Source organism: Geomonas subterranea (genome assembly GCF_019063845.1).
GTDB classification, from domain to species: Bacteria; Desulfobacterota; Desulfuromonadia; order Geobacterales; family Geobacteraceae; genus Geomonas; species Geomonas subterranea.
The window spans coordinates 3,886,136-3,900,240 of record NZ_CP077683.1 but is presented as its reverse complement, the minus strand read 5'-3'; the positions used below and the strand labels follow the sequence as shown (position 1 = coordinate 3,900,240).

Sequence of the window (14,105 nt, the reverse complement as noted above, 5' to 3'; positions counted from 1 at the left end):
CCCGGCGGGTAGGAAAGGGAAACGACGCCATGCTCTACAGGGAAGAGATGACCAAGCCCGACGGACGCAGCCTCACCCTCTACGGCAACACTCCGGTCCGTCTCGTCGGGCCCGCCCCGAGCCCGAACCGGGAGCCTCTGCAGGCCAACCCGCACCTGCGCTGGCACCCCTTGAGAGGCGAATGGGTCGCCTACGCGAGCTACCGCCAGGGGCGCACCTTCATGCCTCCCCCCGAGTACAACCCGCTCGCCCCCACCCGCGACCCGGAGAACCCGACCGAACTTCCCCAGGGGGAGTACCAGGTGGCGGTGTTCGACAACCGCTTCCCCTCCCTTTCGCCCGCCGCGCACGACCCTCCGCCGGCGGGGGTGAAGACGGCGCCGGCGCGGGGCAAGTGCGAGGTGGTGGTCTTCACCAAGGATCCCTCCGCCTCGCTCGCCGGGCTGCCGCTCAACCACATCGAACTCCTCATGGAGGTATGGGGGGACCGGGTGGCCCTTTTGGGGGGGGATCACTGCATCAAGTACGTGCTCCCCTTCGAGAACAAGGGGGTCGAGGTCGGCGTCACCCTGCACCACCCGCATGGCCAGATCTACGCCTATCCCTTCGTCCCCCCGGTCCCCGCGCGGATGCAGGCCGAGGAACTGGCCCATTACCGGGAGAAGGGGCGCCCGCTGCTCGAGGAGCTCATCGAGGGGGAGGCCGCCTCGGGTGAACGCATCCTCTACCTCGGCGAACACGCCGTCTCCTTCGTCCCCCCGTGCGCCCGCTACCCCTACGAGGTGTGGGTGGCGCCGCGTCGCGCCGTGACCGGTTTCGACAAGCTGGACCCGGCGGTGCGGGCGGACCTGGCCCGGGCGCTGAAGACGACGCTCCTCAAATACGACGGCCTGTGGCAGCGCCCCTTCCCCTACCTGATGGCGTGGTACGGCGCCCCTACCGACGGCCACGAACATCCGGAGTGCCACCTGCACGCCGAGTTCTACCCCCCCTATCGCTCCAGCGACCGGCTCAAGTACCTGGCCGGAACCGAGCTCGCCGCCGGGATGTTCGCCAACGACGCGCTTCCCGAGGAGAAGGCGCGGGAATTGAGGAACGTGGAGGTGACGCTATGAACGGCACGTCCCGCGCGGCCGAAGCGGCCGGAAAGGTGAGGTTGATCCGGGAGACCTTGTGCCCGGAGATGGCGGTGCGCCTGAAGGGGGTGGACTGGTTCGCCTGGGTCACGGCGGGCGGGTCGAACGAGGTACTGCTCGCCGCGGAAACGGGGGTCGCGGAGGTCGTGGTGACCCCGGAAGGCGCCTATGTCATCACCAACGAGATCGAGGCGCAGCGCCTGGCCGACGAGCAGCTCCCGGAAGGTTTCGAACTGCGGGTCCTCCCCTGGGCCTACCCCTCCCAGGTCGAGGTGGTGCTGCGCGAACTGGCCCACGGCCTGCCGGTCTGCTCCGACCGTCCCGACAACGGGGAGCATGAGCTCCCCCTCCCCTTCCTGAACGCGAAACGGGTGCTCACCGAAGGGGAGGTGCAGCGCTACCGTTCGGTGGGGCTTCTGGCGGCGCAGGCGATGACCGAGGTGCTCACCCAGGCCCAGCCGGAGTGGACGGAACGGCAGCTGGCGGCAGCAGGGGGGAGAGCCCTCCTCTCGCGCGGCCTCGCCCCAGCGCTCATCCTCGCGTCGGGAGAGCGGCGCGGGCGGCTTTACCGCCACCCCCTCCCGACCGGCGAGCCCCTCGGCCGCTGCGGCATGCTGGTCTTTTGCGCCCGGGGCTTCGGCCTTTACGCCAACCTGACCCGTTTCGTCGTCTTCGGCCCCATGGGGAGCGAGGATAAGAATCGGCACCAGCTGGTTCGGGAGATCGAGGCGCGCGCGCTCTCCCTTTCGCGCCCCGACGAGCAACTGGACGAGATCTACCGCGAACTCAGCTACGCCTACGCCGGGTTCGGCTTCGGCGATGCGATCCGTGAACACCACCAGGGTGGGATCACCGGGTACCTCTCCCGGGAGGTCATCGCGGGGCCGGAGAGCCGGGAGGTGCTCCAGGCGGGGATGGCGGTGGCCTGGAACCCGAGCCTTGCCGGCGCGAAGATCGAGGATACCTTCCTCATCACCGAAACAGGGCTCTTGAACCTCACCATCGACCCGGTGTGGCCGAGCGCGCCGGTCGCGGGCCTTGAGCGGCCGCTGGTCTGGCAGGGGTAGACAAGGAGCGAACCATGGACGAGACAAGCTTCCAGGGGGTCTTTGGTTTTCCGGCGCAGGCCGCAGCTTCCGCACCCGGGCGGGTGAACCTCCTGGGCGAACACACCGACTACAACGACGGCTTCGTCCTCCCCATAGCCATCCCGCTGGAGACCCGGGTGGAGGTGGCCAGAAGCCGCGACGGCCTGAACCACTACTTCGCCTGCGAGCTGAAGGAGCGCGCCTGGTCCGAGGCGGGAGGGGCCGTCCCGAGCGGGTTCGCGGCCTACCTGCACGGCTGTCTCGCCCTGTTGCGGGTATCGGGCTACCACTGCGACCCGGTCTGCGCCCGGGTGACGTCGCGGGTCCCGATGGGGAGCGGGCTCTCCAGCAGCGCCGCCCTCGAGGTCGCCTTCCTGCGCGCCCTGCGCGAGCTGTTCGGCTTCGACCTGGACGACCTCTCCCTGGCCCTGATGGCGCAGCAGGCCGAAGTGCGCTACGCCGGGGTCAACTGCGGCATCATGGACCAGATGGCCTCGAGCCTCGCCGACACCACCCACATGCTCTTTCTGGACACCCGCTCCCTGGAGCGCAAGCTGGTCCCCCTGCCGCGCAACTCCGAGCTCCTGGTCCTGGACAGCGGCGTGCCGCGCCGCCTGGGGGAGAGCAGGTACAATCTGCGCCGGCAGGAGTGCGAGGAGGCCGCGCGCCTTCTGGGACTCGCCTCGCTGCGCGATCTCGAGGACCCCACGGAACTGAGCCGCCTCCCGCGGGACCTGGCGCTCCGGGCCCGGCACGTGATCAGGGAGAACGAGCGGGTGCTTCAGGCCCTCGTGGCGCCTCACGCCTGCCGGTTCGGGGAACTGATGAACGAGTCGCACCGAAGTCTAAAGGAGGACTTCCAGGTCTCCACACCGGAGCTCGATCTCCTGGTTTCCCTGCTGCAGCAGCAGGTGGAGGTGTTCGGGGCGCGGCTGACCGGCGCCGGGTTCGGCGGCGCCTGCGTGGCCCTGGTGCGGCAGGGTTCCGCGCGCGCCGTGGGGGAGCGGGTGCTCGGGCTGTACCAGGAACAGGGACAGCAGGGGACGCTGCTGGTCCCCCGGTAGGGAGGGCACAGACGTGACTGGGGCGGACGGCCAACGGCTCTTTCCCGAACTCTGGGGTGGGGTCGAGTGCACCCTGCACCGGGTGGGGGAGCGCTTCCACAGCCAGATCGAGCTGAGCGGCCACCTGGCGCGCCCATCCGACCTGGAGCTCTTCGCGACCCTCGGGATAACGGCGCTGCGCTACCCGGTGCTCTGGGAGATGGTGGCACCCGACTCCCTGGACCGCCCCGACTGGAGCTTCAGCGACCAACGGCTTTCACTGCTGCGCCGTCTTGGGCTCGAACCCATCGTCGGCTTTTTGCATCACGGCAGCGGGCCGCGCTACACGAGCCTCACCGACGCGGCCTTCCCCACCCTGCTTGCCCGCTACGCCGGGATGGTCGCGGCACGCTACCCCTGGCTCACCTCGTTCACCCCGGTCAACGAACCGCTCACCACCGCACGCTTCAGCTGCCTCTACGGTCACTGGTACCCCCACGGGCGCGACGATCGCACCTTCGTCAGCGCGGTCGTCGTGCAGTGCCGGGGGATCGTGGAGGCGATGCGGGCCATCAGGAGGGTCATCCCGGCGGCAAGGCTCGTGATGACCGAGGACATGGGGAGAACCTCGTCGACCCCCCTCCTCACCTACCAGGCCGACTACGAGAACTGCCGCCGGTGGCTGAGCCTCGACCTTCTGGGGGGGCGGGTGGACCGGGATCATCCCCTGCGCCTGTGGCTCTCCCAAAACGGCGCCACCGACGAGGATTTCGACTACTTCCTTCGCTGCGACACGACTCCCGACGTGGTGGGGCTCAACTACTACCTCACCAGCGATCGCTACCTCGACGAACGCCTGGAGCGCTACCCCGCCACATGTCACGGCGGCAACGACCGGCACCGCTACGTCGATGTGGAAGCCGTGCGCGCCTGCCCGGAGGGGATCCTGGGGCACGAGGAGGTGCTCCGCCTGGCCTGGCTGCGCTACGGGCGCGAGGTGGCCCTCACCGAGGTCCATGCGGGCGCCACCAGGGAGGATCAGTTGCGCTGGTTCCACGAGGCGTGGCAGGCCGCGCTGAAGCTGTGCCGGGAGGGGGTTCCCGTGCGGGCGGTCACCTCGTGGGCCCTGCTCGGGTCGTTCGACTGGTGCGAGCTCCTCACCAGCATGGAGGGGAGGTACGAGCCGGGCGTCTTCGACGTGCGCGGTCCCGCTCCCCGCCCCACCGCCCTCGCCACCGCCTTGCAGCAGGTCGCGCTCGTGGGCAGAGCCTTCCACCCCACCCTCGCCAGTCCCGGCTGGTGGCGCCGTACCGACCGGCTCCTCCCCGGCTGCCGCCCGCACCCCCCGCTCCGCGCCGCACCGCAGCCCGGGACCGGAGGGGTGGTGGTGATCGGCAAGAGCGGGACCCTGGGGCGTGCCTTCTCCCTGGTCTGCGCCAGCCGCTGCGTCCCCTGCCATCTCCTTTCCCGCGCCGAACTCGACATCACCTCGCCGCAGTCGATCGCCGCGGCCCTGGACCTCTTCGCCCCCTGGGCGGTCATCAACGCGGCGGGTTTCGTCCGGGTCGACGAGGCGGAGGGGGACGCCGCCACCTGTTTCAGGGAAAACACGGTCGGGCCCCAGATACTCGCCTCGGCCTGCGCCCGCAGAGGCATTCCGCTCGTCACCTTTTCCTCGGACCTGGTCTTCGACGGCAGCAAGGGAAGCCCCTACCACGAGACCGACACGGTTTCCCCGTTGAACGTCTACGGCCGGAGCAAGGCGGAAGCCGAGCGCCGGGTGCTCAGGCTCCATCCGGGAGCGCTGCTGATTCGCACCAGCGCCTTCTTCGGCCCCTGGGACCGGTACAACTTCGTCACGACGACCCTGAACCGCCTCGCCCGGGGAGGTACCATCGATGCCGCCTCCGACCTGGTGGTCTCCCCCACCTACCTCCCCGACCTGGTGCACGCCTGCCTCGACCTGCTGGTGGACGCCGCGCACGGCATCTGGCATGTGAGCAACGACGGGGCGGTTACCTGGGCCGAGTTCGCCGGGTGCTGCGCGAGCATGGCGGGACTCGATCCCGCGGCCGTGATCCCCCGCCCCGCCTCCTCCCTGGGCTTTGTCGCCCGCCGTCCCCCCTTCTCGGCCCTGGCGAGCGAGCGTGGAGCCGCCCTCCCCTCCCTCCAGGACGCCCTCTCCCGCTATTTCCGGGATGCCGCCCCGCCGCCCGAAGCGCACCCCCCGGAGCGGAGCCGTGGCGTAGAGACGGAAAAAGGCCCCTGAACGGGGCCTTTTTTAAGTTCTTCCGCGCATTCCCGGGAGAGCTGTTCCTGGTCCCTCCTCCCTTTGCGGGAGGGGGTTAAGTGGTGGGGGAAGTGGCTACCGTTGCGACGGCGCCGCTATCAACTCCTCCATGGCCCGGACCGTCGCATCCCAGGAGGTGGCGGCGACCACCGCACGCATCGCCCCCACCATGTCCCGCTGCTTTTGCTCGGACAGCCCCAGGGCCTGCTCGCATCCCGCGATGAAACTTTCGATGCCGTTGCCGATGAAGACGATGCCGCCGTAGGGTTCGGCGACGTCGGTGATGGGGGTGCTCACCACGGGCTTCTCTGCTGCCATGTATTCGAGGGTCTTGGTGGGGCTGATGAAGCGGGTGGCGTCATTCAACGCGAAGGGGATGAGGCAAACGTCCCAGCCGGCAAGGAAACGGGGGAGCTGGGCGTATTCCTGCTGGCCATAGTAGCTGATATTGGTGTGCCGCGGCAGGGCCTGCGGGGTGATCTTCAGAACCGGTCCCACCATCACGATCTGCCACTGCGGGTGAGAGAGCGCCAGTGCGTCAAGCAGCGGGAGGTCAAGCCGCTCGTCCAGCACCCCGAAGTAACCAAGGCGGGGCCGCGGCAGGGAGAGCTGGCTTTCATGCTCGATACCGGCGTTGCACGCCAGGCGGAAATGCGCCGCGTCGACGCTGCTCGGGAAACAGAACACCTGCGAATGGTGGCGCCGTTTCGCCTGGTAAAGGCTCGGGCCGCCGGTGAACACCAGGTCGGCGCGGGCGAGCAGGGCCCGCTCCCGCTCCGCCAGTTCGCTCGGCGCCTCGAGGAACCCCGACAGTTCATCCATGCAGTCGTAGACCACCAGGCGGGGGGTGAGGGTCGCCACAAGCGGCAGCGCCATGGGGGTGTAGAACCAGGCGAGGTAGCGCTCCAGGCGCTCCTCGCGCAGGAGCTGTTCCAGAAGCGGCAGCAGGCATGGGAACTGCTCGTCGTGGTATCCCGGCTGCCGCACCGGTGTGTGCGGACGGCAGACCAGCACCCCCGGGGCCGGGGTGGAGCATTCCAGGAACGGGGCGGCCTCCCGGTCCCATACCGGTTCCTCGAAGAAGACCACGCGGCGGCGCTCCGCCATGCGCGCCAGAAGCTGCTGCGGACGCTGGTACACGAAACTCCAGCGCAGGTGGGAAAAAACGATGATCGCTTCGTGCATCCCCGCCTCCTGTCGACGGCTTCCGGTCCGGCTGCCGTGCCGGTGATACCGCCCCTAGCGGATTTCCCGCCGGAACAACAGTAGAGGATTTTAACATGAGCGATCGGGAAGTGAAGCCGTCCAACACGTCCGGCGGGTTCCCCGCTGAAAAAAGGGTAAAAAGGGTGCCACATTAAAGTTTGGAAGCGTTCTGCCGATGAAGGTATGAGACCCGTGCCTCTCCCCGTGCGCCTCTTGGGGCCGGGGTTGATACCATCCAACTGGCCCCGAGTGGGCGCGAAGGGAGCATTCATGAAATTCTTCGGCAATCCCAACAGATCCGTCCTCGACGAGCAGGCAGTCGAAATCGCGAAAATGACCCAGATGCTCGACAACGTCGACAACATCGTCATGCTCTGCGACACCACTCACGAAAACAGGATCATCTACATGAACAGGCAGGCCCGGGCCCTGATGCAGCAGTTCCGAAGCCAGTTGAACTCGGGCTTGCGGGGCGCAGACGTGGCCAACGCCGAAGGGAACAGCATTCACCAGTTTCACAAGGACCCGGCACGGATCCGCAGCATCTTCGGCGAACCGCGGGGAAGAATGCCGCACACGGCGGAAATCCCCATAGGCGAAATCACCCTGCGCACCTCGACCTATCCCATCTGGGACAGCCGCGACCCCTCCAAGGTCCTCTGCTACATGGCCTGCTGGAATGACATCACCGCCGAGAAGGCGGTGGCGCAGCATCAGCGCGAGGCCATCGATCGCAAGGAATACCTGGAGACGCGGGTAACCCAGATCGCCACCGCCATGGAAGAGATGAGCATGACGGTGAACGAGGTGGCGCGCAATACCGTGAACGCCGCCGACTCCGCCGCCGAGGTGGCCGGCAACGCCCGCGAGGGGCAGAGCGTGGTGAGCCAGGCCGTGAGCGAGATGCGCAAGGTCGCCGAGATCGTGAGGGATTCGGCCGGGATCGTAGGGAACCTCGGGGAAAAGTCCGCGAAGATAGGGGAGTTCGTGGCGGTGATCAACGACATCGCCGACCAGACCAACCTGCTGGCGCTGAACGCGGCCATCGAGGCGGCCCGCGCCGGCGAGCAGGGACGCGGCTTCGCCGTGGTGGCCGACGAGGTGCGCCGGCTGGCGGACCGCACCGTCGCCTCCACGAAGGAGATCCGGCTCATGGTCGAGGAGATCCAGAAGGAAACCTCCCTGGCGGTGGAATCGATCGAGCGGGGCAAGAGCGAGGCCGAGGTGAGCGAGGCGCTCTCGCACCAGGTCGACAGCTCGCTCGCCAACATCGTCCACTCAATCGAGCAGATCGAACACGTCATCGCGCAGATCGCCACCGCCTCCGAGGAGCAGGCAGCGACCTCGACCACCATAGCCAGCAACCTCGAGGAGATCGTGCACGGGTAACGGGTCCACCCCGCCTCTCACCTCCTTGAGACGGGGAGGGAAGGCCCCGCCGGACCAGGTATCCGGCGGGGCCGCTTTGTTTTCAGCACGGGGGGGCGGCGGACCCGGTGACACGGAGGTGCGGTTTGGGCTACTGCGGCGCGCGCTCTGTGAAAACGGCCAGCAGCTTCGCCAACTCGCCTGGCTGCAGGGGTACCGGACGCATCTGCGTCTGCTCACGGATTTTCCTCGGATTTTCCAGCCACTTCTCCAGCGCCGCAGAACTCCATGCGGTCCCCCCTGCCGCGGTCTTGGGATAGAACTCCGTCAACAGCCCGGAAAGGTTCGGGCCGATGCTGCCGCGCCCAAGCCCTCCCCGGGTGCGGGTGAGCACCCGGTGGCAGGCCCCGCAGCGCTTCTCGAAGATGTTGTCCCGGCCGGCATCCCCATCCAGAAAATGCACCACCTGGGGCGACTCCCCTTCACGCCGCTCCCCCTTGCGCGCGGTTTCCCGCGCCCCCGCAAGGACCGCGTTCACCAGCTCCGTTTTCTGGCGCTCATCGAAATGAAACTGGGGCATCAACAGCGCCGGAGCACCGATCGCCTCGAAGATCCCCTGCGCCGTGCTCCCTGCCGGAAGACGGTCGAGGTCGGCGGCCAGCCGGTTCCCCTTTCCCGCGGAGGTGTGACAGCGACGGCAGGCGTAGGTCTCCATCAGATCGCGTCCCCGCCGCGTGGAAGCTGCGCCGGGCACGGCAAACCACGCGAACCGCCCCTGCACCAGGTCGTGATGGGCGATGCGAATCCGGCCGGAACGGGGATCGCCACGGTGGCAGGCCACGCAGCTTCCCAGGGCGCGGTAGTGCGATGGGTGACAGTCGAGACAGGACACCTTGCCCGCATGTGCAGAGAAGGGCGCGAGGAGGGTCGCCAGCGCGATCAGAAGGGGGAAACGAACTGCCAATTGGCACCTCTGCAGAACATGGCCAGGAGAGTCAGCGTGAGCACCAGCAGACATGTGACAAGCGCCCCCAGCTCACCCCCCGGCAGGCGCGCGGGAACCAGCAGGCACCCTGCTGCGGCGCCGCGGGGGAGAGCCAGGGGAGAGCGATGAAACAGGCCGCCAGCGCCAGCACCGGGTAGACGAGGTACTTTGAGTAACTGACCAGCTCCTGGATCCAGAGCAGGAACCAGGCGGACTTGACCGGGTTGGGCACGCGGGCGAGATTCCCCTGCTCCTGCAGGGGGGCCGGGACCAGCGCGGCCAGGAGCATGACGGCGACGGCGGTGAGCCCCAGCGCGATCGTTATCAGACGGAAGAAGTGCGGCGAACTCTTGACGTAGCCTCGTTTCATAGGTACGGAAGCACCCCCTTGTTCCTCCTGATCCGGTAGAAGTGAAGCCCGCTCAAAAAGAGGAGTAATCCCGGGACCATCAGGATGTGCAGCACGTAGAACCTGAGCAGCGATGCCGGTCCACCCACCCCGTCCGGCACCAGCACGGCGCGCAGCGCGCCACCAAGCGGCATGATGTGCAGCAGTTCCATCCCGGTCTGGGTGGCCCAGAGGGCGAGCTGGTCCATGGGGAGAAGGTAGCCGGTGTACCCCTCGAAGACGGCGCAAAGAAACAGCGCGCAGCCGACCAGCCAGTTGAACTGCCGGGGCTTTTGGTAGGCGCCGGTGAGGATCACCCGCAGGGTGTGCAGCACGATCAGCACCAGGAAGAAGTGGCTGGCGAGCCGGTGCAGGCTTCTCAGGTAGCGCCCTCCCCAGACAGAGGACTCCAGGAGCAGGATGGACGGGTAGGCTGCGGCCGGAGTGGGCTGGTAGTAGAAGAGGAGCAGCCCCCCCGAAGCCCCCAGCAGCATCAGGCAGGTGAAGGCCAACCCTCCCAGGCAGAGGGTATAGGAGAGGGTCAGGTTCCTTTGCAGCACCGCCCTCGGAAAAAGATGTTTGAGGAAGTCCTCGATCAAGTCAGTCGCTCCCGCTGTTTTACCTGTAACGCCAGCTACCCTGCCCCGGCCCACCGAGTTCCCCCTCCCCTTGCGGGAGGGGGTTAGGGGGTGGGGTAAGATGCCATCATTTCCGCCATTTGCCGCTTCACCCACCCCCCGGCCCCCTCCCGTCAAGGGAGGGGAGCCCCCCGGGAAATTCAGAAGAACCCTTGTAGAAACGGGCCGGGCGAACTGATTATTCGCCCCTACACCTGCACCTGATAGCTCTCTCCCACCAGCTGCACCTCGTAGCGCTCCAGCGCCCGGTCGGCCGGGCCCTTCAGGACCCTCCCCTCGCTGTCGAACTCGGAACCGTGGCAGGGGCAGATCAGCCCCGCAGGGGTCACGTTGACCGTACAGCCGAGGTGCGTGCAGACAAGGTTCAGGGCGTAGACCCGCCCTCCCCGGCTCATAACCGCGATGCGCGCCTCACGGTAGACCAGGGCGCCGTCGCGCGGGAGATCCCCCTTGGGCACGGCGAGCAGCGTCTTGGTGCGCCTGGGCCGCGGGGCCAGGAACTTCCCCAGGAACACCCCTCCCGCAACCAGCGCGATCAGCGTGCCGATGAAGCTTCGACGTGATTGACCAAGCTCTGCCATTTTTCCAGGTACGCCCTCCGGTACTCCGCCGTCTTGCCGCTCAAAACCTGGTAACGCCGCGCCGGGTAGAAGGCGCCGTTTACAACCTGCTGCCCCGTCGCGTCCCAGAACGACGGGAGGGTCATCCCCTCCGCCTGCAACTGGTAGATACGCTCCTCCTTGCGCTCCAGCAGGAAGCGGCGCGGGTTCTCGTGGCACCCCTCGCACATCACCGTGCCCCGGCGCACCGTGTGAGGGAAGAACGCCTTCCACCGCGCCGCCAGGAGCCGGTTCTCGTCCCACACGGCCCGGTCGTTCCTGACGTCGGTGAAGTAGGCGATGAACTCGGGCCTGATCGGGCTCACCATCCCCCTCGCGTTCAGCCCCAGGGGAGGAGCATCCTGCCTCCTCAAATAGGCGCTCTTCACGTACTCCTCGGCGGCCTGGTCACGCCGCAGGGCGTAGAGCTCCTGCGACGGGCTGTTGCTGAAACGGAGGAAGAAGGTGCCATACTCCTGCGCCGCCCACGCCGAATGGCAGGCCGGGCACTCCATTTTTTCCAGGTGGGCCGCGATGCGGTGTTCCGGCACCCTCCGGTCCGGCTCGTGGCAGTCGGTGCAGACCTTTGCGGACTTGCGCCCGGCGGCGAGACTCTTCATGGTGTGGCAGGCGCCGCAGGAAAGGCCCGCCTCCGCGTGCAGGTCCGGGGTCATCTTGAGGTACGCCTCGCCGTAGGCGACCTCACCGCGCTGGTAGCGCATGCTGTCCTCGCGCGGGGCCATGCCGTAGTAATCGGTACCGACGAAGTACCCCTTGTGGCAGGTGAAGCAGTCGCGGTCGCGCGGCTTGCCGATCTCGTGCCCCCGCCCGGCATGGCAGTCGGTGCATCCACCGAGGTGGCAGGCGCCGCAGTTGTTGCCAAAGAAGCCTTTATCGACCCGGCCGTAGCTTGCCGCGACGAAGTCGCGCTCTCCCTGCCGGCTCCCCATCGCGTGGTCGAAAAGCGCCGCGTACCCCTTGTGGCAGCCGACACAGCCGGCGGCGCCGCTCTCCCGGGAGGCGGGGTTGGCGAGGGTCCTGGTCTCGTCCAGATGGCAGGAGAGACAGGGAAGCCCCCGGTGCGCCCCCTGACCACCTTTTTGTGGCAGACGGTGCAGTTCTCCCCGGCCAGGGCCAGCGCCGCGCTAAGGAGCAGGAATAAGGCGACGATGCAGCGCATCATTGAGGGCACGATGGTCCAGCTCCTTTCGATAGATGGGGTCGGCAGCCTTGTCGTGGCACACCAGGCAGAGGTTGACCGCAAGGGCGCGGCGCACCTCGGTTCCGTTCAAGGGGCGGGAGCGCTCGCGCGTGATGGCCGAATAGGCGCGCACCTTCCCTTCCTGCAGCGTCAGGAAGCCGTCCAGCGGCTTGTCCGCCGACTGCTCGCAGATCATGGTCCCTTCGATGTTCCTGCCGGACACCACGTGCTGGCCGAAACCGAGGAAGGCGGGGTTGCCGTGGCACTCGCCGCAGCCGATCGCCTTCTTCCCCGTGTTGTGCGAATAGAACGGGGCGAAGCGGAGCTGCTGCTTCCCCTTGAAACGCGCCACGTACTCGTGTTTCGAGAGGGTCCCGTCCGGCTCCACCACGGTGACGAACGTCTGGCACCCGGGCGTCACAGTGGAGATCCTGCCGCGCTGGTTCAGGGCCAGCGGGAAGGGGTAGAGCATCCGGTAATCCTCCTTCTCGCTGAAGCGCCCCGCGCTCTCCACCCCCTTGACGTAATCCATGGCGGAGCGCGTCTTGTCGTAGCTCGTGTGGCAGCCGTAGCACTGGACCACGGTACGGCTGTGGCAGGAGTAGCACTCCATCCGGCCGTGCCCCACAACGGTGTGCTCGGGGGTTCCGGTGATGACCTTGCTCCTGAAGAGCCTGCCGCTGCGCTTACCCAGCACCCAGACCGCGCCGTCCTTGTAGAAGACGTTGGAGTAGGCACGCCCCCTGGCGGTGAGGATCATCTTCATCCCCTGGCGCATCTGCATCCGGTACCCCCGGGACTCCCGCAGCGCCTCGTCGCTTTCGCCGGTGATCTCGCGGTAGCGCGGGGGCCTCGCGCCACCGTGGCAATCCTCGCAGCCGATTTCGGTCTGCAGGTACATGTTCCGGTAGGCGTAGCCGTCCCCCATCACGTCGCGCGAGGTGTGGCAGTCGATGCAGTCCATCCCGGCCGCGAAGTGGACGTCGGGTGCGATGTGGGTGAGGTTCCTGGTGCCGCTGGTCATCACCGGCCCCGGGAGCCCGAAACGGGTGGGCACCAGCGAATTGTTGCCGTCGTTGAGCCCCTGGTAGGAGTGGGCGATGCGCCCGCTCCTGTTGTGGCAGCGGGAGCAGACTTCGTTGCCCGGAAGCCGCTCCATGGCGTGACTCGCCGCGTAGGGGGCACGCCCCCGCACCGTCGCGTCGCTGCCGCGGTACGTGGCGCGGTCGTTGTAAGGGAAGTGGCAGGCGGCGCATCCCGAGGCGTGGCTCGCACCGTAGACCTGCGTGCTTTCACGCGCCACGTGGCACTGGGAGCAGAACTTGCGGTACAGCTCCCCGGAGAGGTGGTCGAGCTCCGCCACCGGCTTCAACTGCAGCGCGCTCCCGGTCGGGGCGTAGACATCCCCGGCACGGCTGGCGTACTCCCCCTCCTGTGGCCCCTCCCAGGTGAGCCGGATGTTGCGGATCATCCCGGACGTGGTGTACATCAGGTTCGATTTCACCCGTTCCAGCTGGTACTGGTGGCAGGAGCCGCAGCTCTTGTCCCAATGTTCGGGGGCGGAAGGGTTGCTCCTGCCGAACATCCCCCGGTGCGCCGCCTCCTTCTCCCGTGCCCTGGCGTCACCGCCGTGGCAGGCGACGCAGTCGCGGTGCGTGGCCGAGGCGTGCTCGATGCCGGCGTGGCAGGCGAGGCACCCCCCTCCCGCCGCGCTCTTGCCGTTGCAGCCGGCAAGCACCAGCAGTCCCAGCAGCAGCAGCAGGTTCCGGCCGACTCCCCGCAGCCGTACCGCCACACGCCGATACTGCGCTGCGGCCCCAGGCAGGGGTCCAACATTCCCCTCCCCCGGAGGGGGAAGGGCAGGGAAAGGGAAGCTTTCCGCCGCCCTGGCAAGAGCCCCCCTCCCGGCCTCCCCCCTCCTGGGGGAGGAGCGGGTAACGCCCCATTGGAAGCTCTTCCTCCATGCCGATTGCCGCTCGCTATCATGCCGCCCGCTTGTCGTTGCCTTTTGATCGCCTCATTCTCCGATGGAACAGGAGACACCCCCTGAACTCCCGCGCATTATAGTCAAATTAGAGCCATTCTCCAAAACCTTTCATGAGCCCTGGACAAAAAAAGCCGGCATCGCGGTGGATGCCGGCATAGCAAACCAGGAACCTTCTC

General features: G+C 67.5%; 11 protein-coding genes and 1 pseudogene. 5 read left to right on the top strand and 7 right to left on the bottom strand.

What is annotated here, in order from left to right:
• Nucleotides 1-29 precede the first annotated feature (29 nt).
• From galT to KP001_RS16960, 4 genes are read left to right on the top strand one after another with little or no spacing between them, the layout of a single operon-like run.
• Entirely contained in the window at nucleotides 30-1,115 is a 1,086-nt protein-coding gene (gene galT / locus KP001_RS16975) for a galactose-1-phosphate uridylyltransferase (RefSeq protein ID WP_217286756.1), read from the top strand.
• A complete protein-coding gene (locus KP001_RS16970; RefSeq protein ID WP_217286755.1) occupies nucleotides 1,112-2,203 on the top strand; it encodes a M24 family metallopeptidase in 1,092 nt (363 codons plus the stop codon). The genes galT and KP001_RS16970 overlap by 4 nt, the downstream gene beginning before the upstream one ends.
• A 14-nt stretch (nucleotides 2,204-2,217) precedes the next feature.
• Complete coding sequence (gene galK / locus KP001_RS16965; RefSeq protein WP_217286754.1) at nucleotides 2,218-3,288, top strand: galactokinase; 1,071 nt, start codon at nucleotides 2,218-2,220, stop codon at nucleotides 3,286-3,288.
• 13 nt (nucleotides 3,289-3,301) lie between these two features.
• A complete protein-coding gene (locus KP001_RS16960) occupies nucleotides 3,302-5,536 on the top strand; it encodes an SDR family oxidoreductase (protein WP_217286753.1) in 2,235 nt (744 codons plus the stop codon).
• Between the two features lie 96 nt (nucleotides 5,537-5,632).
• Here KP001_RS16960 and KP001_RS16955 read toward each other — a convergent pair whose 3' ends face one another.
• Nucleotides 5,633-6,742 carry a glycosyltransferase gene (locus tag KP001_RS16955; protein ID WP_217286752.1) on the bottom strand — a complete coding sequence of 370 codons (1,110 nt, stop codon included), beginning with the start codon at nucleotides 6,740-6,742 and terminating at the stop codon, nucleotides 5,633-5,635.
• A 291-nt stretch (nucleotides 6,743-7,033) separates the two neighbouring features.
• Here KP001_RS16955 and KP001_RS16950 point away from each other — a divergent pair, with 291 nt between their 5' ends.
• Nucleotides 7,034-8,152 (top strand): methyl-accepting chemotaxis protein, encoded by a 1,119-nt coding sequence (locus KP001_RS16950; protein ID WP_217286751.1) that lies wholly within the window; start codon nucleotides 7,034-7,036, stop codon nucleotides 8,150-8,152.
• Nucleotides 8,153-8,282: 130 nt separating this feature from the next.
• On the opposite strand, the gene extS is transcribed toward KP001_RS16950, so the two are convergent.
• The 6 genes and pseudogenes from extS to extM form a co-directional block, all read right to left on the bottom strand.
• Nucleotides 8,283-9,095, bottom strand: coding sequence for a selenite/tellurite reduction operon c-type cytochrome lipoprotein ExtS (gene extS / locus KP001_RS16945; RefSeq protein WP_217286750.1), 813 nt, complete (start codon nucleotides 9,093-9,095; stop codon nucleotides 8,283-8,285).
• A 31-nt stretch (nucleotides 9,096-9,126) separates the two neighbouring features.
• Complete coding sequence (gene extQ, locus KP001_RS16940; protein WP_239027811.1) at nucleotides 9,127-9,486, bottom strand: selenite/tellurite reduction operon b-type cytochrome membrane protein ExtQ; 360 nt, start codon at nucleotides 9,484-9,486, stop codon at nucleotides 9,127-9,129.
• Entirely contained in the window at nucleotides 9,483-10,103 is a 621-nt protein-coding gene (locus KP001_RS16935; RefSeq protein WP_217286749.1) for a cytochrome b N-terminal domain-containing protein, read from the bottom strand. Before KP001_RS16935 ends, extQ begins: the two co-directional genes overlap by 4 nt.
• 227 nt (nucleotides 10,104-10,330) lie before the next feature.
• Nucleotides 10,331-10,723, bottom strand: a complete 393-nt coding sequence (locus KP001_RS16930) for a QcrA and Rieske domain-containing protein (protein ID WP_217286748.1) — start codon at nucleotides 10,721-10,723, stop codon at nucleotides 10,331-10,333.
• Nucleotides 10,678-11,921: pseudogene (gene extO, locus KP001_RS16925) on the bottom strand (selenite/tellurite reduction operon b-type cytochrome iron-sulfur cluster-binding subunit ExtO). Before extO ends, KP001_RS16930 begins: the two are co-directional and overlap by 46 nt.
• Nucleotides 11,887-13,737, bottom strand: coding sequence for a selenite/tellurite reduction operon c-type cytochrome ExtM (extM, locus tag KP001_RS16920; RefSeq protein ID WP_217286747.1), 1,851 nt, complete (start codon nucleotides 13,735-13,737; stop codon nucleotides 11,887-11,889). Before extM ends, extO begins: the two are co-directional and overlap by 35 nt.
• Nucleotides 13,738-14,105: the final 368 nt, after the last annotated feature.

Excerpts from the sequence above, each read along its gene's own strand:
- KP001_RS16950 (WP_217286751.1), top strand. The coding sequence starts at position 7,034 with ATGAAATTCTTCGGCAATCCCAACAGATCCGTCCTCGACGAGCAGGCA.
- KP001_RS16955 (WP_217286752.1), bottom strand. The coding sequence starts at position 6,742 with ATGCACGAAGCGATCATCGTTTTTTCCCACCTGCGCTGGAGTTTCGTG.
- KP001_RS16930 (WP_217286748.1), bottom strand. The coding sequence starts at position 10,723 with ATGGCAGAGCTTGGTCAATCACGTCGAAGCTTCATCGGCACGCTGATC.
- galT (WP_217286756.1), top strand. The coding sequence starts at position 30 with ATGCTCTACAGGGAAGAGATGACCAAGCCCGACGGACGCAGCCTCACC.
- extQ (WP_239027811.1), bottom strand. The coding sequence starts at position 9,486 with ATGAAACGAGGCTACGTCAAGAGTTCGCCGCACTTCTTCCGTCTGATA.
- KP001_RS16970 (WP_217286755.1), top strand. The coding sequence starts at position 1,112 with ATGAACGGCACGTCCCGCGCGGCCGAAGCGGCCGGAAAGGTGAGGTTG.
- galK (WP_217286754.1), top strand. The coding sequence starts at position 2,218 with ATGGACGAGACAAGCTTCCAGGGGGTCTTTGGTTTTCCGGCGCAGGCC.